Source organism: Psychrobacillus sp. MER TA 171 (assembly GCF_023713305.1).
Taxonomy (GTDB): Bacteria; Bacillota; Bacilli; order Bacillales_A; family Planococcaceae; genus Psychrobacillus.
In genome coordinates this window covers 184874-204682 of sequence record NZ_JAMAWN010000003.1, presented here as the reverse complement: position 1 = coordinate 204682, position 19809 = coordinate 184874, and the positions used below count along the sequence as shown (strand labels likewise).

Annotated in this window: 24 protein-coding genes; 17 read left to right on the top strand and 7 right to left on the bottom strand. The window is 36.4% G+C overall.

Annotation, left to right across the window (positions count from 1 at the left end):
• The first annotated feature begins 85 nt into the window (after positions 1-85).
• Both M3627_RS04780 and M3627_RS04775 read left to right on the top strand, forming a co-directional pair.
• Positions 86-1093, top strand: coding sequence for a serine hydrolase domain-containing protein (locus tag M3627_RS04780; RefSeq protein ID WP_251553152.1), 1008 nt, complete (start codon positions 86-88; stop codon positions 1091-1093).
• Positions 1094-1106: 13 nt separating this feature from the next.
• Positions 1107-1517 (top strand): GNAT family N-acetyltransferase, encoded by a 411-nt coding sequence (locus M3627_RS04775; protein ID WP_251553151.1) that lies wholly within the window; start codon positions 1107-1109, stop codon positions 1515-1517.
• Between the two features lie 237 nt (positions 1518-1754).
• Here M3627_RS04775 and M3627_RS04770 read toward each other — a convergent pair whose 3' ends face one another.
• Both M3627_RS04770 and M3627_RS04765 read right to left on the bottom strand, forming a co-directional pair.
• A complete protein-coding gene (locus tag M3627_RS04770; protein ID WP_251553150.1) occupies positions 1755-2588 on the bottom strand; it encodes a VanW family protein in 834 nt (277 codons plus the stop codon).
• Between the two features lie 57 nt (positions 2589-2645).
• On the bottom strand, positions 2646-3191 hold the full coding sequence (locus M3627_RS04765; RefSeq protein ID WP_251553149.1) for a GNAT family N-acetyltransferase: 546 nt from the start codon (positions 3189-3191) through the stop codon (positions 2646-2648).
• A gap of 217 nt (positions 3192-3408) precedes the next feature.
• Between M3627_RS04765 and M3627_RS04760 the strand changes: the two genes are divergently transcribed.
• The 4 genes from M3627_RS04760 to M3627_RS04745 all read left to right on the top strand — a co-directional run bounded on the left by M3627_RS04760 (position 3409) and on the right by M3627_RS04745 (position 4644).
• Positions 3409-3564: a hypothetical protein gene (locus tag M3627_RS04760; protein WP_251553148.1), complete on the top strand. Its 156-nt coding sequence runs from the start codon at positions 3409-3411 to the stop codon at positions 3562-3564.
• A gap of 38 nt (positions 3565-3602) precedes the next feature.
• Positions 3603-3758, top strand: a complete 156-nt coding sequence (locus M3627_RS04755; protein WP_251553147.1) for a hypothetical protein — start codon at positions 3603-3605, stop codon at positions 3756-3758.
• A 155-nt stretch (positions 3759-3913) separates the two neighbouring features.
• Positions 3914-4336: an acyl-CoA thioesterase gene (locus M3627_RS04750; RefSeq protein WP_251553146.1), complete on the top strand. Its 423-nt coding sequence runs from the start codon at positions 3914-3916 to the stop codon at positions 4334-4336.
• A 2-nt stretch (positions 4337-4338) separates the two neighbouring features.
• Positions 4339-4644, top strand: coding sequence for a hypothetical protein (locus M3627_RS04745; RefSeq protein WP_251553145.1), 306 nt, complete (start codon positions 4339-4341; stop codon positions 4642-4644).
• 155 nt (positions 4645-4799) lie between these two features.
• Here the strand turns inward: M3627_RS04745 and M3627_RS04740 are convergent, their stop codons facing one another.
• The 3 genes from M3627_RS04740 to plsY form a co-directional block, all read right to left on the bottom strand.
• Positions 4800-5150 carry a YciI family protein gene (locus M3627_RS04740; protein WP_251553144.1) on the bottom strand — a complete coding sequence of 117 codons (351 nt, stop codon included), beginning with the start codon at positions 5148-5150 and terminating at the stop codon, positions 4800-4802.
• Positions 5151-5891: 741 nt separating this feature from the next.
• Positions 5892-6185, bottom strand: coding sequence for a HesB/YadR/YfhF family protein (locus M3627_RS04735; protein WP_251553143.1), 294 nt, complete (start codon positions 6183-6185; stop codon positions 5892-5894).
• A 122-nt stretch (positions 6186-6307) separates the two neighbouring features.
• A complete protein-coding gene (gene plsY, locus M3627_RS04730) occupies positions 6308-6913 on the bottom strand; it encodes a glycerol-3-phosphate 1-O-acyltransferase PlsY (RefSeq protein WP_251553142.1) in 606 nt (201 codons plus the stop codon).
• Positions 6914-7356: 443 nt separating this feature from the next.
• On the opposite strand from plsY, the gene parE reads away from it, so the two are divergent.
• The 3 genes from parE to M3627_RS04715 are packed head-to-tail and all read left to right on the top strand — an operon-like array spanning position 7357 to position 12975.
• The gene (gene parE / locus M3627_RS04725) at positions 7357-9327 is read left to right on the top strand and encodes a DNA topoisomerase IV subunit B (RefSeq protein WP_251553141.1); all 1971 of its coding nucleotides are present in this window, start codon (positions 7357-7359) and stop codon (positions 9325-9327) included.
• A complete protein-coding gene (parC, locus tag M3627_RS04720; RefSeq protein ID WP_251553140.1) occupies positions 9324-11756 on the top strand; it encodes a DNA topoisomerase IV subunit A in 2433 nt (810 codons plus the stop codon). The genes parE and parC overlap by 4 nt, the downstream gene beginning before the upstream one ends.
• Positions 11757-11772: 16 nt before the next feature.
• On the top strand, positions 11773-12975 hold the full coding sequence (locus M3627_RS04715) for an MFS transporter (RefSeq protein WP_251553139.1): 1203 nt from the start codon (positions 11773-11775) through the stop codon (positions 12973-12975).
• Here M3627_RS04715 and M3627_RS04710 read toward each other — a convergent pair.
• Positions 12957-13181 carry a hypothetical protein gene (locus M3627_RS04710; RefSeq protein WP_251553138.1) on the bottom strand — a complete coding sequence of 75 codons (225 nt, stop codon included), beginning with the start codon at positions 13179-13181 and terminating at the stop codon, positions 12957-12959. The two genes, M3627_RS04715 and M3627_RS04710, sit on opposite strands and share 19 nt — an antisense overlap.
• 152 nt (positions 13182-13333) lie before the next feature.
• Between M3627_RS04710 and M3627_RS04705 the strand changes: the two genes are divergently transcribed.
• The 5 genes from M3627_RS04705 (at position 13334) to M3627_RS04690 (ending at position 16636) form a co-directional block, all read left to right on the top strand.
• A complete protein-coding gene (locus tag M3627_RS04705) occupies positions 13334-13870 on the top strand; it encodes a copper resistance CopC family protein (RefSeq protein ID WP_251553137.1) in 537 nt (178 codons plus the stop codon).
• On the top strand, positions 13867-14973 hold the full coding sequence (locus M3627_RS04700; RefSeq protein ID WP_251553136.1) for a copper resistance D family protein: 1107 nt from the start codon (positions 13867-13869) through the stop codon (positions 14971-14973). The genes M3627_RS04705 and M3627_RS04700 overlap by 4 nt, the downstream gene beginning before the upstream one ends.
• 126 nt (positions 14974-15099) lie before the next feature.
• Positions 15100-15606: a GNAT family N-acetyltransferase gene (locus tag M3627_RS04695; RefSeq protein WP_251553135.1), complete on the top strand. Its 507-nt coding sequence runs from the start codon at positions 15100-15102 to the stop codon at positions 15604-15606.
• Positions 15607-15663: 57 nt separating this feature from the next.
• Positions 15664-15825 carry a putative holin-like toxin gene (locus tag M3627_RS21030; protein ID WP_353056452.1) on the top strand — a complete coding sequence of 54 codons (162 nt, stop codon included), beginning with the start codon at positions 15664-15666 and terminating at the stop codon, positions 15823-15825.
• 343 nt (positions 15826-16168) lie between these two features.
• The gene (locus tag M3627_RS04690; RefSeq protein ID WP_251553134.1) at positions 16169-16636 is read left to right on the top strand and encodes a GNAT family N-acetyltransferase; all 468 of its coding nucleotides are present in this window, start codon (positions 16169-16171) and stop codon (positions 16634-16636) included.
• A gap of 13 nt (positions 16637-16649) precedes the next feature.
• On the opposite strand, the gene M3627_RS04685 is transcribed toward M3627_RS04690, so the two are convergent.
• A complete protein-coding gene (locus tag M3627_RS04685; RefSeq protein WP_251553133.1) occupies positions 16650-17057 on the bottom strand; it encodes a ribosomal maturation YjgA family protein in 408 nt (135 codons plus the stop codon).
• 153 nt (positions 17058-17210) lie between these two features.
• On the opposite strand from M3627_RS04685, the gene M3627_RS04680 reads away from it, so the two are divergent.
• The 3 genes from M3627_RS04680 to M3627_RS04670 all read left to right on the top strand — a co-directional run bounded on the left by M3627_RS04680 (position 17211) and on the right by M3627_RS04670 (position 19770).
• Positions 17211-17702: an RDD family protein gene (locus M3627_RS04680; protein ID WP_251553132.1), complete on the top strand. Its 492-nt coding sequence runs from the start codon at positions 17211-17213 to the stop codon at positions 17700-17702.
• 53 nt (positions 17703-17755) lie between these two features.
• Positions 17756-17983, top strand: a complete 228-nt coding sequence (locus tag M3627_RS04675; RefSeq protein WP_169359163.1) for a hypothetical protein — start codon at positions 17756-17758, stop codon at positions 17981-17983.
• A gap of 335 nt (positions 17984-18318) precedes the next feature.
• Positions 18319-19770 (top strand): carbon starvation CstA family protein, encoded by a 1452-nt coding sequence (locus M3627_RS04670; RefSeq protein ID WP_251553131.1) that lies wholly within the window; start codon positions 18319-18321, stop codon positions 19768-19770.
• Positions 19771-19809 lie beyond the last annotated feature (39 nt).

Sequence of the window (19809 nt, the reverse complement as noted above, 5' to 3'; positions counted from 1 at the left end):
TGGGAACATGTATTCGTGTTAGAATCTAAATAATAACTACAGGGGTGATTTTTTGTAAATAGATGGTTATAAACTGGCAGAGCGAATGAAATTTTATAACGTACCTGGTGTAAGCATTACATTTATTGATCAAGGGCAAATAAGTGAGTGTGTAAGCGAAGGTTTATTAGAAAAAGGTTGTGAGAAAAAGGTTAAAGATGATACTCTTTTTAACGCTTGTTCGATAAGCAAGTTTTTAACAGGAGTGTTAGTCCTGAAGCTCACACAATTAGGAATACTAGACCTAGATGAAGATATAAATAAGAAACTTATAAGTTGGCATTTACCCGAAAATAAATTCACAAAACTAAAAGCGGTGACACTACGGAACTTACTTAGCCATCAGTCAGGTATTAAAGATCCTACTAATAGTTTTACAGAATTAAATTCAAACTGTAGTGCTCCATCCATGATTAAAATTTTGGAAGGAGAAAGTCAATACAATCCTTATCCTATACATGCAATATATGAACCGGAAAGTGAATTTCATTATTCAGATGCAGGATATTGTATCATTCAGCAAATCATAGAAGATGTTCAAAAAAAGCCATTTCCGCAGGTAATGGATGAATTTATTCTTGGACCATTAAATATGGAACATAGCAAATATGTTAGTAGTTCGTCTAGTATAAGCAGTGAAAACTTTTCATGTGGTCACAGCAAGCACGGAGAAGTAGTGGAGGGTAAATATACCATCTATCCCTACGCTGCTGCTTCAGGTTTATGGTCTACATCTCAAGATATAGCCAAGTTAGTCTTAGAACTAATGAATGCACTAAAAGGAGAAAGCATAACAGGCATTTCTTCGACGGTTGCAAAGGGATTGATTACTTCCCAAGGAAGAAAAGAATGGTCTGGACTTAGTGTGTTTCTTGATAAAGTGGAGAATGAGCTAGAAATTACATCACTTGGATGGGGTGTTGGCTATCAAAGTATGGTGGTGGCATTTCCATTTTTAAATAAAAGTGCTGTGATCATGACTAATGCTGATCTTGGTGTTCATCAGCTAGATGGTATCATCGGTGAACTATATAAAGCATGGTTAAATTCTTAAGGGAGGGGAATGAATGCAGATAATAATAGCTTCACCAACTGAAATACATAAAGTTAATTCCTTTTTCACAGAGCATTTAAATCCTAATAGCAGTGAGTTATACTCTGCTGAGTTTTTATGTCCTCTTGGCATACAAGCAGCCATTAGAAGAAATCAAATGGTTATAGCCGTAGTAGATGGAGAAATAGTTGGAGCAATGCGGTTTTATCCAAAGAAAACAAATAATACTATCTCGCTTTATCAATTTGCTATAAGTAAAGAGCATCGTGGAAAAGGGATTTTAAAGAAGATGTTACTTTTTATAAAGGCTGCACCTATTCTTGCTCTCTGCCCAGTTGCTTCTGAATTTAACCATTACTTTTTAAAAACAGATTGGCAGCTGCAGAAAAAAAGAGGAGAGTATAATGAGTGGATATTTAAATAAGAGCAGCTTTACAAAATTCTTAAGTTATTTAACTACCAAGGCTGAATAAAAAAAGGGCAATAGTGATTCCCAATTATTTAAGACAATCTTCTTTAAAGAGGTAGGCGGATTCTAGCGGGGAAGTGAAGCAGATAGGGTCTCACAACGTACACGAAAGCTACCGCCTTGAGCAAAAATATCTGAAACTATACGGGCAAATCGTTTTGAATTTGGCGATTTAATGGTACACAATTGTGTCTAAGATTTATTAATTCCTTGACAATTCTCTACTTGGACCAAATCCGGTATAGGGTACTTCACTTCTGAAAAGTTATGGATTAGCAACTCTTCTTTTATCATTTGTCCTGTTCTTTTATCGATAGTCTTTCTCCAAATCTCATTTTGACGATAGTTTTTTCCGTCTCGTTTTAAAAATTGGTGTTTTCTTTCCTCTATATGATAGGAATAAGGCATTTCTTCATTGGAAAAAATAGCTCCCTTCAAATGCTTATCGGTTAGCCAAACCTTTATTTGAAAAGAGCTAGACGTTGGATTATAAAATCTTAAATCCACGTAATTGTAAAAAACACTTGCCCCACTTCCAAATGGGAGGGTACGCCCTGAATCGGGGAAGGGGTCGAAACTATGATGATGTCTCTCGATCACACTAAGAGGTGTATGTAGCGTCATCCAATATAGTAGATTTGCAAGCTGACATATTCCACCGCCAATTCCCTTTTTAACTTCTCCTCTGGATAGCTGCATGCCTTCTATGTAGCCCTTAGCTTTTGTTGTTTTCCCTACTAGTTTCCAAAAGGAAATAGTTTCACCAGATTTTATAATGATTCCGTCTATTTCTCCGGCAGCAATCTTCAAGTTTATGATTTTGTTTTCTTGCAATTGAGGATCGCTATCGCCCAATGTCCTTCTCAGCAATGACTGGTGCTTCTTACAAGTATAAGGAAATGTAGTGGATAGCAATTTCCCAATGGCAAACCTTTTTTGATCTTTTAAATCGCCAAGAACTCTAAAAAATCTTTTTTGTTGGATTCGTAGGTGATAGAAAAGAGGATGTAATTCAGAAAGTCTCAACTTTGCAACTCCTTCTTTTTCTTTAAATATTAAAACCCTAAATATAGGAGATTTAGCTTAACGTAATTTCCAATCAGGCTGAGTAAGGGAAAAGATAAAAGCATCATGTGATTCGTTATCTTGATATAGATAACCTTTTAAAACACCTTCTTTTTCAAAGCCCAGTTTTAATAGTAATGTGAATGATGCCTCATTTTGAGGAAATGTTACAGCCCCTATCCGATAAAGTTTTAATTCATTAAAGCAATAAGCAATCACTGCTTCTACAGCTTCCGTCACAATTCCTTTTCTCCAATGGGCGGGCAATAAATCATAGCCGATTTCTGTTCTTTTGCTAGTGAAGGATAGGTTGTTTAACCCTACTGTACCTAATAATTCTCCTGTTTCTTTCCAAACTATTCCCCAACGCATAGATCTTTTTTGCTCAAACCCATTCGCAAAGGATTTTAACATGGTTGCTGCTTGGTCGATGCTTGTTAATGGAGACATTCCGTAATACTGAATGACTTCTTCATTGGAAAAAATCGAGTAAATACTAGCAACATGTTCTTCTTTTATCTCTATTAAATTTAATCTTTTTGTAGAAAGTACTGGGAAACTCATTTGAAAACCCCTTTTTATTATAGTTATCTTATTATTCATTTAATTATATAGTAATATGTATATATATGGTAGTTATGTTTAGGGTAACAGGCAGCAATAAAATTGGTGAGGTTAGCTATAAAATGGTGATGCTGCTTATATAGATGAAGATACACCTATATATGAAGTAGAAGGCCTTCCTTCTTCGCTAGCCGTACTAGCGAATGGAAGAGTTATCGTGGAAACAAACAAAGAAGCAACAACTGCTGGAGAACTTTTTCCTATAGAAGGGTTTGTGAAAAATATTTATATTGAAAGCACGGAGGATGGAAGAAGAATACACACGTTTCATCAGGAATCCGTCAAGCGTTTATACTGGAGTGGCAAAAGTTAAGCATTGAGGATGTTGAAAGTTTACATAAACAGGAGAAAATGGAGGGCAACCGAGTATTCCTAGGACTGGAGTTAATCAATGGGGTTTCCTTTACACAGCTATATTGGATAGATTCTAATGTATTTAATAACGGGGCAATTGGAACAGAAGATATAAAAGAGATTATTAATTATGAGTTATCTATGTTGAAATAATGGGATAAGTTAACAAAATACTCTAATATAAATAATAGCAGGCACCGACATAATCATTTTTTCTATATGCTTTTTTCAAAAAGAGACGTTTGTAACGACCCATATAAGCTTTTTTAACAATATTTTTGTATAATAAAGAGCGAGGTGACATTAAAATGTTTATAAGTGAAAAAGAAATTGAAGTACGATACGCAGAGACCGATCAAATGGGAGTCGTATACCATGCAAATTATTTAGTGTGGCTAGAGATGGGTAGAACTCAACTTATACAAGATTTAGGCTTCTCCTACGCTGGTTTAGAGAAAGATGGATACCTATCGCCAGTAACCAATGTGAACATAAATTATAAGGCTCCTGTCAAATATGGAGATAGAGTCAAGGTAAGAACATGGATTGAAGAGCATGGGAGACTAAGAACAACTTACGGTTATGAAATTGTACATACAGATGGCGCACTGTCTTCTACAGCAACAACAGAGCACGTCATCGTTCGAAAAGAAGATTTTAGACCTGTATCGCTTGCTAAGATAGATGCAGCTTGGGATAAAAAATATAAAGAAATCGTGAAGGAATCTTAATTGTGGCATTTGGTATCAATAGAGATGAGCTAAAAAGTTGGAAACAGTCAGTGGAAAATAAGGAAATTGCTTTTCTTACGCACTATTGGTTGGATGAACGCTTTCCTGGATGCAACACGGTTACTAAGGTTGGCTGCAGTGATATTAATAAGCTGATCGAGTGGGGAAAGCAGTATGACTTAAAGGAAGAATGGATTGACTATAAGGAAGGTTATCCCCATTTTGACCTTTTTGGTAAATATGAATATGAGATTATGGAAAAAGAAAATTTATTGGAGCAGTTACAAAGGTTTCGCCCAGTAAAATAACTTTTGACCCTATTCATGACTAATGGAAAAAAGGTTACCTCAAGGAGGTAGCCTTTTTATTTTTCTTTATACGAAGACTATTCTTGTAAACTTTTTTTCTTATAAAAGATGTCAGCAATTTTTATATACCCTTCCTGTTGATGCTTTCAAGCATTCTAAAAGACTTGACGTAATTCAATCTGACCTTCCCCATATCCTTGCGGGTCAGGCATTTGCAACGCCCACTCAACCGCTTCTTCTTTTGACTCCACTTCAATCAGTATAAACCCGGCAATTATATCTTTCGATTCTGTAAATGGGCCTTCCGATACGACTGGTTTCTCCCCGGGTGTTGGGAAAGAAAGACGAATTCCGTTTGAACTTGGATGTAGCCCTTTAGCCATAACACGTACGCCTGCCTTCACTAAATCCTCATTAAATTTTGTCATGGCTTCCATGAGCTCTGGGCTCGGGAGATTTCCGGCTTCTGAATTCCTTGAGGCTTTCACGATTAACATAAATAGCATGATAAATTCCTCCCTCTTTTTAGAAAAGTCATATTCAAACAAATAAATATTAGTGAAAATCCACTCCCTCAAATTGTACTATAACCCTAATTTTACCACAATACGAATTCTTGTAGTTTCTAATAAAATCTGCCAGAGTAGTCAGTATAAAAAAGTTAAAGTTCCTTAAAAAATATCAGCACTTTTTTCATGACTACGTTAAGGAGAAAGGTTGATAAAAGATGAGCTAGGATATTTTATCCTGGCTCATTTTACTTTTTTTGCTAACACAACCCGTTAGTTAATTAAGTACCTTCATCATAATATTGTCTATATAAAACTTCATCCATATGATAAAGTTTACCAGAAGAGGAGGCTACATGATGATTTCATTTTCATACAAGGCAATGGGCTTTGTTTTCTTATTTTCATTAGGATTTATTTATTCATGTTTACGGATTGGACAACTGACGGGAGAAGTATCCGAAGCAGTAACCTCACATATACTTTTCAAATTATTTTTTTCTGTCTTTTTTATAATAAGTTTAATTATATTTATTTACGGGTTGAAGAAGGATAAGTAAATATATGTCTTAAAGTATTCAACGTAATAATGCTAAATTTTACTTAGACTAACTTATGCAGTTTAAGTGTAACACTATAAACAAAACTATCTTACGAAAAATCAAGCCAAGCTATTTAAATAGACTTTTCATTAAAAAAGGCAGTAACGCTTTTGAAAACGTTACTGCCTTTCGCTATCTAGCTTTTTTTATAGGAATATTCAAGCTCATTTGATTGGTCATTAAATGAAACATAAAGGTCATGTCCAGTGAAATACCATTCATCTCTCTCTTCTATAAAGAACATGATTTCTTCATGTAAGAGAGTTACAGATGGTTCGAATGGAGTATCCTTTGTCACACCTAGTGAGAAAGCCTCTTGTATTGGACTTGAGCCTCCATATCGAGCATAGAAACGAATTTTGTCTCCTTTTTCTGCTTCCATTTCCTCGCGGAACCATTTTAAAGCATCACTAGAGATATTGATTTTCAATCGAACCACCAAGCTTTCTTTAAATTTTACGATGTTTTTCATGGGTTTAGTCTAAAGCTTTTTAATAGGTTCCGCAAAGAATTTGTTTAACTCTTTAGAAGCAGGATGCTTCGATTTAATAGTTAAATCCACTTGACCTTTGGCTCAGTTCCATTTTTAATGCGCTCTATATTCGAACGATGACGATAGAAAATAAAGATTGCAAGCAAAAGTACGATTACGATTAGTGGCCAATCTTCTTTGACCGTAAAATAGTAAACAATAGAGTAAATGAGTGCAATGATGGCTAAACACATAGAGGTTAGAGATACCATTTTGGTTATTTTTAATATAATAAAAAATCCTACTACTAAAATTACAAATATCGGCCAGTTATAGCCTAATAGGATCCCTCCTGATGTAGCTACTGCTTTTCCGCCTTTAAACCCAGCGAACACAGGATAAATATGTCCAATTACAGCAACTACCCCTAAAATTAGAGGATGCACGTTTGTTGAAGCAAAAAACGGAAGCAAGCCTAACAAAGTGGCTGCTGTCCCTTTAAGAATGTCCATAATTGTTACGGCCAATCCAGCCTTTTTACCGAGCGTTCGGAAAGTGTTAGTTCCACCAAGATTGCCACTACCATGCTCACGTATATCAATGTTATAAAATAGCTTTCCAACCCATAATCCTGATGGGATTGATCCGATTAAATAAGCAAGCAAAAGTAAAATGAATATTGTCATAGTGTGCTCCTTCTATATGTATCTATTAATGAATATAATAACTTTCTTATTTTACCATGTAGACAACTTTTTATTCAATGACAAGTAATGTCGTTATAACGGAGAGTTCGAGCGCAATATAAGTCTTTTTGGACCACAAAGTAAGTGTAAAACCTATTATAAAAAAATTTTAAGTAGGTTCCTAATGAAAAATTCCAAGTTTATACGATATACTTAATATACAATTGGTCTTTTAAGCAACTGGATGAAAACATTGTTTAAAAGTAAAGAAGGAATTATCTAGGTGAATAGAGAATGCATGAAAAGGGTAGATTGCATTCTAATTGAACTTTCACTACAATTGAAGTCTGGCCTGTCCTTCAGCGCTATTGACATAATGACAATCTGTTTGTAGGCTTAAATAGAAAGAAGAACAAACGTTTTGTTTTTTTGGAGGGAACGAATTGAGTAAAAACAATAATTTAACAAGCTATGGCGATGATGATATTCAGGTGCTTGAGGGCTTGGAGGCCGTAAGAAAAAGACCGGGAATGTATATTGGATCAACAGATTCTAGAGGTCTTCACCATTTGGTCTATGAAATAGTAGATAATGCGGTGGATGAAAGCCTTGCTGGATTCGGTGAACATATTATAGTTACAATCCATTCAGACCAAAGTATAACGGTAAGAGATTTTGGACGAGGTATGCCTACTGGTATGCATAAGACAGGCGTTCCTACTGCGGAAGTGATTTTTACTGTACTACACGCAGGTGGTAAATTTGGACAAGGCGGCTATAAAACAAGTGGAGGTCTACATGGTGTAGGTGCCTCTGTAGTAAATGCTCTCTCCTCATATGTAGATGTAGTCATTCATAGAGATGGGAAAAAATTTGCACAACGCTTTGAAAATGGTGGGAAAGTAGTCGAATCGCTAAACCAAATAGGGACTACAAAAGAAACGGGAACATCCGTACATTTCTTACCAGATACCAAAATCTTCTCTACTACTAAATTTAACTATGAAACACTTTGCGAAAGACTTAGAGAATCCGCTTTCCTCTTAAAAGGATTAAAAATCGAATTATTTGATGAACGTACCGAAGCCCACGATGTGTTTTATTATGAAACAGGCATCGAAGCTTTCGTTGCTTATTTGAATGAAGAGAAAGACGTTTTACATCCAGTGTTTTATATGGAAGGCAGCCACGAAGAAATTGAAGTGGAATTCGCTTTCCAGTTTAATGACGGCTATTCAGAAACGATTTTATCCTTTGTAAATAACGTGAGAACTAGAGACGGCGGTACACATGAAACAGGTGCCAAGTCGGCGTTGACACGTGTATTTAATGATTATGCTAGAAAAACAGGATTATTAAAGGAAAAAGATAAAAACTTAGATGGCTCGGACATTCGTGAAGGAATCTCCGCTATCGTATCTCTTAGAATTCCCGAGAATCTTTTGCAATTCGAAGGGCAAACGAAAGGGAAACTGGGTACTAGTGAAGCAAGAAGTGCGGTAGATTCTGTTGTGTCTGAAAAGCTACAATACATCCTCGAAGAAAACTCCGAGTTGTCCGCCTCTTTAATCCGAAAAGGGATTCGTGCTCAGCATGCTCGAGAAGCAGCAAGAAAAGCACGTGAAGATGCTCGAAATGGGAAAAAGCGCAAACCATCCGAGTTATTATCAGGTAAACTTACTCCTGCTCAATCTAGAAATGCAAAGAAAAACGAGCTTTATCTAGTAGAGGGTGACTCTGCTGGAGGTTCTGCTAAGCAAGGTAGAGATCGAACTTTCCAAGCTATCCTTCCCCTAAGAGGAAAGGTTATAAATACGGAGAAGGCTAAGCTTACTGACATCATGAAGAACATCGAAATTGCTACGATTATTCATGCAATTGGCGGTGGAGTTGGAGCAGACTTTAAGATAGAAGATATTGCTTACGACAAAATCGTTATTATGACAGATGCCGATACAGATGGAGCACATATCCAGGTACTATTGTTGACGTTCTTCTATCGATATATGAAGCCATTGATTGAAAACGGCAAAATCTATATCGCCATGCCTCCTTTGTACAAGGTATATAGAGGAATGGGGAAAAAAGAGGTCTCCGAATATGCATGGACCGAAAAAGAACTCAATGCAGCGATGGAGAGAATTGGAAAAGGCGTTATGCTACAACGTTATAAAGGTCTTGGTGAGATGAATGCCGATCAATTATGGGATACAACTATGAATCCTGACACTCGAACTTTAATACGAGTAACGATTGAAGATGGGGCACGTGCCGAGAGACATATAACAACTCTAATGGGGGATAAAGTAGAACCTCGCAGAAAATGGATAGAAGCAAATGTTGACTTTAGTTTAGATGATGATTCTAACATCTTAGAAAATGACAGAATTCACACGGAGGATGAATTAGTATGACACAAACCGAAAGATATCAAAATTTACCCTTAGAAGAAGTTATAGGTGATCGGTTTGGACGTTATAGTAAATACATCATTCAAGACCGCGCTTTACCTGATGCTAGAGATGGACTTAAGCCAGTTCAGCGTCGTATATTATTTGCCATGCTTCAGGAAGGGAACACCAATGACAAGGCGTTTCGTAAGTCAGCTAAGACCGTTGGAGTTGTAATTGGTAACTACCATCCTCATGGTGACTCTTCAGTCTATGAAGCGATGGTGCGTATGAGTCAGGACTGGAAATTGCGACATATGCTGGTTGAAATGCATGGGAACAACGGTTCAGTGGACGGAGATCCACCAGCTGCTATGCGTTATACAGAAGCAAGGCTTTCTGCGATTTCTCATGAGCTATTAAGAGATATTAATAAGAATACGGTGGATTATATTCCTAACTTCGATGACTCGGACATGGAGCCTATGGTTCTCCCCGCTCGTTTTCCTAATTTACTAGTAAACGGTGCAACTGGGATTTCCGCAGGATATGCAACAGATATACCTCCACATGCTCTACACGAGGCGCTTGATGCCGTTTTAATGCGCATGGAGAATCCAGCATGTACTGTGGACGAACTCATGACCGTTATTAAAGGGCCAGATTTTCCAACAGGTGGGATTATCCAAGGCGTTGAGGGTATTAAAAAAGCTTACGAAACGGGCAAAGGCAAAATCGTTGTGCGCTCTAAGGCTGAAATTGAAACCATCAAAGGCGGTAAAGAACAAATCGTCATCACTGAAATTCCATATGAAATCAATAAAGCTAATCTAGTCAAAAAAATTGACGAGCAACGATTAGACAAACGTTTAGATGGAATTGCAGATGTTCGAGATGAATCAGACCGAACTGGATTGCGTATTGTAATAGAGATGAAAAAAGAAATTGATGCTCATGGTATATTACAATACTTATTTAAAAATACAGATTTACAAATCACCTATAATTTTAATATGATTGCCATTCATAATCGTAGACCAACTATGATGACATTGCCTTTATTACTTGATGCATATATCAATCATCAAAAAGAGGTTGTTACTCGTAGAACAATTCATGATCTGAATAAAGCTCAAGAGCGCCTCCATATTGTCTCAGGTTTGATGAAAGCCTTATCTATTTTAGATGAAGTTATTAAGACGATACGAGCTTCTAAAGATAAAAAAGATGCCAAAAACAATCTGATTAAATCCTTTGACTTTTCTGAGGCACAGGCGGAGGCAATCGTTTCCTTGCAGCTATATCGTTTAACTAATACAGATATAACGGAACTACAAGAGGAAGAGAAAAAATTAAATCTGCTGATCACGAGTTTAGAAAACATACTTGCGAAGGAATCTGTTTTGATGAAAACTATCAAGAAAGAACTACAGGTTGTCCGCAAACAGTTTGCTGAACAACGTAAATCAGTTATCGAAAATGAAATTGAAGAGATAAAAGTTACTTTAGATGTGCTTATACCATCTGAAGAGGTAATTGTAACTGTTACAAAGGATGGCTACATTAAACGAACAGGCATGAGGTCCTTTAATGCATCCAGTGGACAGGACTTTGCTATAAAAGAGTCGGATTACCTTCTTTATCAGCAGTCCATCAACACCCAGCACCACCTGCTGTTGTTCACATCGAAAGGGAACTATATTTATCAGCCAGTGCATGAATTGCCTGATATTCGATGGAAGGACCTTGGTCAGCATATATCTAGCATTGTTCCTCTTGATGCAAATGAGACAATTATAAACGTCATCGGTATTGAATCATTTGATTTAGACTTATGCGTTTTAACTGCAACGAAAGAAGGACAGATTAAACGCTCACTCCTTTCAGATTACGTAGTACAGCGTTATGCTCGACCTATAAAAACGATTAAACTCAAGCCAACAGATGAGCTTATATTGGCTCAGCTAGTAGCACCGTCAGATGAAATACTAATGACAACTCATTTAAGTTATTCTGTTCGCTTCTCTTTAGACGAAGTGCCAATTACAGGAGTAAAAACAAGTGGCGTGAAAGGGATCAATCTGAAAGAGGATGATTATGTCGTAAGTGTAAACGTAATATCACAACAAAGTACAGAAGACATTATGCTGATCACTCAGCGTGGTTCCATTAAACGAATGCACCTTTCTGAAGTCGAGCCAGGAGCTCGGGCAAAAAGAGGACTTGTCACACTTAGAGAATTAAAAACTAACCCGCATCGCGTGTTTGCAGTTGTTCTAGCTAACAAGTCAGAAGGCTTAGTAGTAGAAACGGTAAAAGGACATCAGGAAACGATTGAAGTGAATAGCTTCCGTCCAACAGATCGTTATTCTAATGGCTCATTTGTGATAGATACAGAGAAGGATGGCCAACTTCTAAGAGCTTGGAAGAAGCCAGTAGAACAAGAATCCTAAAAGAGGGAAAAAGGATATGTGGAGAAATAGAAACGTTTGGATTGTTCTAATAGGGGAATTAGTTGCTGGCTTAGGACTTTGGAGCGGTATAATAGGAAACCTGGAATTTATGCAGGAAAAGGTCCCCTCTGATTTCCATAAGTCCTTGCTGCTTGCTAGTGGTTTACTTGCAGGAATTCTTGTAGGCCCACTAGCAGGTAGAATCATCGATCAGTCCAATAAAAAAAAGGTATTAATCCTTTCTGGTATCGGTCGACTATTTAGTGTGTTATTTATGTTTGTTGCCATTGCTACAGGATCCATTTGGTGGATGTTATTATTTCTAATAAGTCTGCAGGTATCCGCTTCCTTTTACTTTCCAGCTTTGCAGGCTACCCTGCCGTTAATTGTTAAGGATGAGGATTTACTTCAGTTAAATGGTTGGCATATGAATGTTTCCACTATTGCTAGAGTAGCAGGTACTGCAATTGGAGGTCTTGCGTTAGTTTACTGGCCAATCCAATCTCTGTATATTATTTCAATGATTGCTTATGCAGGGATTCTTGCATTTACCTTTATGCTCCGAATCGACGAAACTGCTAGAGAAAAAATGCTAGTGAGTAATGGACCTAGAAGAGATGGTTTTAAAGAGGTTTTTCCTATGCTTAAAGGGAATATGCCTGTCATGCTGACACTACTCCTAACCCTAATACCTGTTTTATTTTTAGGTTCCTTTAACTTGATCGTCATTAATATTAGTGAGATTCAAGATTCATCTTCTATAAAGGGAGTCATTTATGCAGTCGAGGGTGTAGCCTTCATGATTGGTACCCTTGCTATTAAGTATATTGGGAAAAGATATAGCACTAAATCTATTCTCTTCACTTTTGTATTTGTCATTGGTCTTGCTGAGATATCTATGTATTTTGTTGCAAACCCAATATTAACACTAGTAAGCTTTGTTTTGTTTGGTTTCTCTATTGGCTGTTTTTATCCAACAGCATTAACCATTTTCCAAAAGCAAGTGCCGAAAGAGTATCATGGTCGATTCTTCTCTTTTCGAAATATGCTGGACCGAATTTCGTTCCAGATTGTTTTGTTATCGACAGGTGCCATGTTAGATTTAATTGGTCTTCCGTACATGATGGTCATATTCGGTGTATTTAGTATAGGGTTAACAACTATTTTTCTATTGCAAATTCAAAAAAGAAAGCTATCGTTTCAGATACCAACTGCATGAACATAATAAAAAGCATTTCCATCGGGGTATAAACCTTGTTGGAAATGCTTTTTATGTTTGTTATGAAGGTGATGCAATTTTTCCTTTTTAGTTTTAGTTTTTCTAACATGCGTGCTGAATTCAATGTCATTTCTCATCGATGATACATCTTTTCCAGTTGTTCTTAGCTGATGAAGTCTTTTTTTCTTGGCATGTGATTTAGCCATATGAATCTCTCCCTTTATAATAGTTTACATCTTCCATATTAGAGAAATTGATTGTAAAATTCAATCTTTATCGTAATTCTATAGAATGTGGTATAAGTAATAGAGAGCACTATATTTATTTAAGCATACATACTACTTTGGAGGTCAAACTTATGAAAAAAATATTAAGCTTAATTGCGATCTGTTTATTTCTATTTGGAGGGAAAGCTTTTGCTCATACAGGTTTAGAAAGCTCAAATCCTTCGGATGGAAGTACAATCACAGATCCAATAGAAGAAATAACACTTACTTTTTTAACTAAGATAGAACAAACTAGTTCTTTTAAGATAAAAGGAACAAATAATAAAGAGATTCCGGTAAAAGACATTGTTGTGGTCGATGATCTAATGACTGGAACAGTAGAAGGTATGGATAATGGAGAGTATACACTAACATGGAATATCATAGGTGCTGATGGACATCCGATTCAAGGAGACCTATCATTTACCGTAAATCTTCCTGTTGTTGAAAATCCAGCGGAGGTAACTGAAGAAGCTAAGACTGATTTTGAAGAGGCTGCTCCTATCGTAGAGACAAACGAGGTGGAAAGTGACTCATCCTCCAACGGTTTCTTTACATGGATGATTATCGGTTTAGTAATTGTTTTAGCTGCTAGTTTCTGGGTGATAAATGGGCGAAATAAAAAATGATGATGCTTTTATCAACCATTAGCGAAGCCTTTCTATATGCCTGCTTTGCATTGTTAATGGGGAGCTTTATATTTTCACTCATCCCAGAAGATCTAAAGCCAACAATTGTAGTTTCTAAAAAGGCAAAGTTAATAGCAGTTGCTGGTGTAGCAGTATTTTCCTTTATGCCAGTATTCAATATCATGATTTATTTGCTGGAGGAATACAGTTTTCTCTATGTATTAGAATCAGTATTATTGACATTTGAAATAGGTAAGGCTTGGATCGTAACGATTGTGATCACCATTTTTCTAGTAGTCTTTATTTGTTTATTTGACGATAGAAATTCACCTGCCTATCCTATTTTGGGGATTGGATTACTGCTTGCGATGGTCGCAGCAATGAGCTGGACTACTCACTCACACGCTGTTTATGGTATACAAGGCTTTATCACGCATTTTATCCATTTTGGGACTGTGACTGTTTGGATAGGCGTATTAACAATGGTAGCTTGGTTTTCTATTAACAAAGAGAATTGGATAGCCTTTTTAAGCTGGTTCCATACAATGGCTGTTTTTTGCTTTGCAATTATCTTTGTGACTGGTCTAACGTTAATGTCATACTCGATGACTATCACGGAATATCCGAATTCATGGATGCAGCCTTATGGTCAAAGTCTTCTGATCAAACATTTACTTATCCTTCCCTTGATAGGCTATGCATTCATTAATGGATTCTTGATGAAAAGAAAGCTACGTGTAAAAGAAAATATGGATCCAAGACCTTGGACTAGGTTAGAATCTGTTATCGTATTATTGATCTTTGCAGCAACAGGTGCTATGAGCCAGCAGGAGCCACCACACAACAATGTGTTGCTAAGTAAAGAAACACTTTTACAAGCCTTCGGTATCTTACCGTCTAGTGAAGGCTCTTTAGTTCCTTTAACTGTGGAGTTTGTGGCAAATTATAAAGGTATTTCTTTTGGTATTCTAGCTATTGCCTTTTTAGCTATTAGCATCTATTCCTTTATCAAAAGAATGCCGCCATTATTCTCATTTATTATGAGTATCTTATTAGTCCTATGTGCATTATTTGCCATCTCATTTAGTGTAATAGCGTATTAACTAAAAAAGCACTTCTTACAAGGGATCTATCCTTTATAAGAAGTGTTTTTTTATTATATTTATATATAAACTCATAATTACTTGTCGTATAATATGAGAAAACATGGAGAAATGAAGGGATAAGGCATGATTCATAAAGAGATTACTATCAGAAAACTCATGGAGAACGATTGGGAAAAGGTGCGCGCCATTTTTATAGAGGGTATCCAAACCGGAAACGCAACGTTTCAAACGGAGGCTCCTACATGGGAGGAATGGGATGCTAGCCATACAGCCAATTGCAGACATGTAGCGGTGTTGGAGGATCAAGTCGTTGGTTGGGTTGCCCTTAGCCCAATTTCAAGTCGAGAGGCCTTTTCTGGAGTTGCTGAAGTAAGCATTTATATATCTGGTTCAGCGACAGGCATGGGGATTGGCGGAAAGCTATTAAAGTATCTGATTGAAGAAAGTGAAGAACAAGGATTTTGGACAATTCAATCCATGATCTTCCCAGAAAATGAAGGAAGTATTCACTTACATAAAAAATATGGGTTTGAAACAGTCGGTACGCGAAAACAAATGGGTAAGCTTAACGGTATCTGGAGAGACGTCGTATTATTAGAAAGAAGAAGCTCTACATTAGGAAAGGATTAAAGTTTATATATGGAAGAGTTATGAGATATAATAGATATTAAATAGATTAGTAATCTCATGGGTGGTTGGCACAATGATCCCTTATGTCACGGCAAAGCGAGACAGGAGGGAGGTGCTGCCTTTTTGACTGTATTTGAATCCCTTGTAATTATGATTAGCTTCGGTTCGCTAATTATTGCTTTAATTACTTTGGCACTTTCAATGACACAAAAAAAGTAACCCACCTGTGAGTTAGCGCTCGGATGGGTTACTTTGCCTTAAGAGCCAATCCCCATTGAAGGGAACTAGTCTATTTTGCCGCTCGGATGCTACCAACATCTAAGCGGTTTTTATTGTTTAGGAAATTCTAAACATATGGACCGATAAAATCGATGTCTAGCTCCATCGCCTTGCCCCTCGGGGTCAAATGGTTAAAAACTCTTGGCTGAAAAGCTGCCTCCTCGCTTTTCTCCATTTGCCTGTCGGGGCAGGAATAGGCGATTGCGCTTTTCTTATTTTATACATTTCTTAACACGAGTATACCAATATTATATGCTAGTATCAATTTAAAGGGAGTGGTGAGATGAATATTAAGCTGGCTGAAAGAAGTGATCTCGTTTCCATTGTAAATATCCTAGACAAAACGACACTGAAGCTATTAAGGAAAGGAATTGAGCAATGGTCTTATCCATGGCCATCATCAATCGTGGAAGAGGAAATAAATAAAGGCTTAGTCTTTAAGATGGAGCTAGATAATGAGATATTGGGAACTTTTATGATAAAGCCTATCCATCGACTAAATAGCCTTCATATTAACCCAAACAGTCTATATGTTGGAAGAATTGCTATTATACCTGAATACCAAGGTAAAAACCTCGGTGCCTCCATTATTAATTTTTGCCGTGCTATTTCTCAGGAACACAAAAAAGATATGTATTTAGACTGTTGGGCCGGAAATAACAAGCTTAAGTCATTTTATATGAGCTGTGACCTTGATTATTTAGGCGATTTTCCTGAGGATGATTATCATATCAGTATATTTCAATTTTAAGAAGTGTATTTAATTAGGAGGTGGTTTGTTTAAGGAACTTGTTCCATAAAGCATCAAACAAATATGCTACAACTACACCTAATGTATATCTCCATAGATCTTCGATTAAAAATCCTCTTCCAAGTATTAAAGCCCCAAGTGTATTTCCTCGAATACTATTAATCCACTCACCTTGATATAACTGACTAAACTCAATTCCAAAACAAAAGAATAAACTGGTGTAGAATGAAGTTTGAGGCAGTTTATTAACGAAAATAAATCGTGCCCCGAAGTACACCATGGCTGCCCAAAGTGTGTCACCAGCATTATCGGCTACCACTTCTATAAGCAAGTAATCATATCTTCTAGAAGCTAGTCCTAACACGATCATGAGAAAAGTAAGTGCCAAATACGTGATGCGAAAATGAATAAATGGCTTCAAAGTATACACTCCTACAAATGAGTAATAAATATGGAAAACCCTATATTTTCTGACAAAATAATAGTTTATTTAGATTTACATAGTATAATTAATATTGTATTTGTCTGAATAAAGAGTTAAATGAAAGATTGCTTAAAGAGAAGGAGAGTGAAAATGGAAAGAATATTATTTAACCTAGCAAGTGCTCCCAGAAGAATTATAGCATTTTTAGTGGATAGCTTACTCTTTTTATTACTGACTATTATCGTTTCATACATTGTCAAAGGTGATTTTGATAGAACTTTTATAGACAGCAAATATTGGGACGCGATCTTTGCATTATATTTAACGATTCTCCCAGTCGTTTGGATCGGCTATACCACTAGCAAGAAAATGTTCAACATTAAAATAGTTCGTGTAGATGGTGAACTGGTAACCTTCCAAAATATGCTATTAAGAGAACTAGTCGGCAGATACTTATTGGGGGTTGTAAGTTTTGGTATAACTAACATTGTAAGCTTTTTTATGATTATATTTCGCAAAGACAAGCGAGCTATACACGATTTAATAGGTGGGACAATAGTAGTTCCAAGTAATAAGAAAAAAATGCATTATTCATCTGAAGAGGAATTATTAACTGGTGAGAGAGAAACTATACGTCTTTAGATTATGAATTTCTTATTGTCTTAGCATACATACTGAGAAATGGTGGGGAGTAGATGAGCGAGCGATTTGATTTGAGTTTTAAAAACAAGGAAGTTAGGATGTGGTTTTATATTATATTGCCGACAGTTGTCGCATGTAGTATAGCCTTATTAATTATTAATCCTTATTACGCTTACATTCCACAAGTGATAATTTTTGTTGCCTGGATCATCTATTACTTATGGAGATTTTTTCATAGACGTCATAGAGATCAACGTGATCCTAATATAGACGGTCATTAATACATTAAATATTAAGTTGTGCTCTGAAATGGAAACGCTGTCTTTTTAATTATATGATTACATACATAGCTAAGAAAGTGACTATCACTAAAGTGTATTAATTTTATTCTAAGATTGTGTGTGCAATATAATTAATAAATTGCGGTCCCATCTTGAGTTCCTCACGGGTTAGATAATAAGAAATTATAATTATATAAAAAGGAATAACTAGTTCAGAAGATAAATATAAATACAAGAAAACGGTTACATAATAACAGGGTTTTCAAAAATGTTACGACTGAGAAATATAGGGTTTTAAATTTAAAATTAAAAAATAAATATAGAGGGGGAAAAACATGTTTACATTTTTAATTTCAATTGTAATTCTTGTGATTGCTTATTTTACGTACGGGAAGTTTATTGAAAAGATATTTGGTCCCAAAGAAGACAGAATGACACCCGCCTATGCTAATCAAGACGGGGTAGATTATGTACCTATGAGCAAGAATAAAAACGCTTTGATACAATTACTAAACATAGCCGGAACTGGACCAATCTTCGGACCAATTATGGGAGCTTTATATGGACCTGTCGCCTTTATCTGGATTGTCGTGGGAGCTATTTTTGCTGGAGCAGTACATGATTATTTAACAGGCATGATTTCTATTCGGAACCGTGGAGCACATATTCCCGAACTTGCAGGGAAATTCCTAGGAAAGTTTTCCAAACACTTAGTAAATGTTTTTGCACTATTATTGCTATTACTAGTTGGTACTGTGTTTGTTACTACACCAGCTTCTTTATTTAGCGCACTCCTGGATAATAGAATAGCACTAGGTTATATTATTGCAGCTATCTTTATTTATTATTTCTTATCTACCATTTTACCAATTGACAAAATCATTGGTCGCTTTTATCCAATCTTCGGAGCAGTTTTATTAATCGGGACACTTGGAGTTGGCGGAGCATTAATGTTCTCTGATTATACAATTCCTGAATTGACTTTAACGAATATGCACCCAGCAGGGCTGCCTATATTCCCAATCCTATTCTTAACGATTACTTGTGGAGCTTTATCTGGCTTTCACGCAACACAATCCCCGATTATTTCTAGGACTACTCAAAATGAGAGTCAGGGACGATACATTTTTTACGGAATGATGATTACCGAAGCAGTTATCGCAATGATCTGGGCTGCTGCTGCAATGAGCATGTTCGATGGGCAAGGATTACAAGGATTAATAAACGAGGGTACCGCTTCTTTAGTAGTTAAAGAGGTATCTATGACCTTACTAGGAGCAATTGGTGGAACAATCGCTGTATTAGGTGTAATTGTACTACCGATTACATCTGGGGATACAGCATTCCGTGCAGCTCGTTCGATTATTGCTGATTATTTAAATATCAATCAAGCAAAAGTATCCAAACGTCTAGCAATCGCGATACCATTGTTTGCGATTTCATTCCTATTAACGAAAATAGATTTTAATATTTTATGGAGATATTTTTCTTTTGCGAACCAAGGAACTTCTGCACTAGCTTTATGGATTGCTACGATGTATCTAATGGTAAAAGGGAAGAATTACTATGTCAGCTTAATTCCTGCACTGTTTATTACCGACATGATAGCAGTCTATATATTAAATGACGCAAAGCTCGGGTTTGGATTAGCTTACGGAACAGCACATATTGGTGCATTAATCTTTACAATCATTATTACGATACTCTTCTTTATGAAGGCGAAGAAAAATAAAAAAGAAGGCTTACAAGTTGATTTAGAAGAAACAAAAGTAGTACCAGTCGCTTAAACAACCGAGATGGGTAGTTCGCTGCCCGTCTTTTTTTAT

Coding starts and splice junctions, on each gene's coding strand:
- M3627_RS04780 (WP_251553152.1), top strand. CDS start 86: ATGAAATTTTATAACGTACCTGGTGTAAGCATTACATTTATTGATCAA.
- M3627_RS04775 (WP_251553151.1), top strand. CDS start 1,107: ATGCAGATAATAATAGCTTCACCAACTGAAATACATAAAGTTAATTCC.
- M3627_RS04765 (WP_251553149.1), bottom strand. CDS start 3,191: ATGAGTTTCCCAGTACTTTCTACAAAAAGATTAAATTTAATAGAGATA.
- M3627_RS04755 (WP_251553147.1), top strand. CDS start 3,603: ATGGAGGGCAACCGAGTATTCCTAGGACTGGAGTTAATCAATGGGGTT.
- M3627_RS04750 (WP_251553146.1), top strand. CDS start 3,914: ATGTTTATAAGTGAAAAAGAAATTGAAGTACGATACGCAGAGACCGAT.
- M3627_RS04740 (WP_251553144.1), bottom strand. CDS start 5,150: ATGCTATTTATGTTAATCGTGAAAGCCTCAAGGAATTCAGAAGCCGGA.
- plsY (WP_251553142.1), bottom strand. CDS start 6,913: ATGACAATATTCATTTTACTTTTGCTTGCTTATTTAATCGGATCAATC.
- parC (WP_251553140.1), top strand. CDS start 9,324: ATGACACAAACCGAAAGATATCAAAATTTACCCTTAGAAGAAGTTATA.
- M3627_RS04715 (WP_251553139.1), top strand. CDS start 11,773: ATGTGGAGAAATAGAAACGTTTGGATTGTTCTAATAGGGGAATTAGTT.
- M3627_RS04710 (WP_251553138.1), bottom strand. CDS start 13,181: ATGGCTAAATCACATGCCAAGAAAAAAAGACTTCATCAGCTAAGAACA.
- M3627_RS04705 (WP_251553137.1), top strand. CDS start 13,334: ATGAAAAAAATATTAAGCTTAATTGCGATCTGTTTATTTCTATTTGGA.
- M3627_RS04700 (WP_251553136.1), top strand. CDS start 13,867: ATGATGATGCTTTTATCAACCATTAGCGAAGCCTTTCTATATGCCTGC.
- M3627_RS04695 (WP_251553135.1), top strand. CDS start 15,100: ATGATTCATAAAGAGATTACTATCAGAAAACTCATGGAGAACGATTGG.
- M3627_RS21030 (WP_353056452.1), top strand. CDS start 15,664: ATGGGTGGTTGGCACAATGATCCCTTATGTCACGGCAAAGCGAGACAG.
- M3627_RS04690 (WP_251553134.1), top strand. CDS start 16,169: ATGAATATTAAGCTGGCTGAAAGAAGTGATCTCGTTTCCATTGTAAAT.
- M3627_RS04680 (WP_251553132.1), top strand. CDS start 17,211: ATGGAAAGAATATTATTTAACCTAGCAAGTGCTCCCAGAAGAATTATA.
- M3627_RS04675 (WP_169359163.1), top strand. CDS start 17,756: ATGAGCGAGCGATTTGATTTGAGTTTTAAAAACAAGGAAGTTAGGATG.
- M3627_RS04670 (WP_251553131.1), top strand. CDS start 18,319: ATGTTTACATTTTTAATTTCAATTGTAATTCTTGTGATTGCTTATTTT.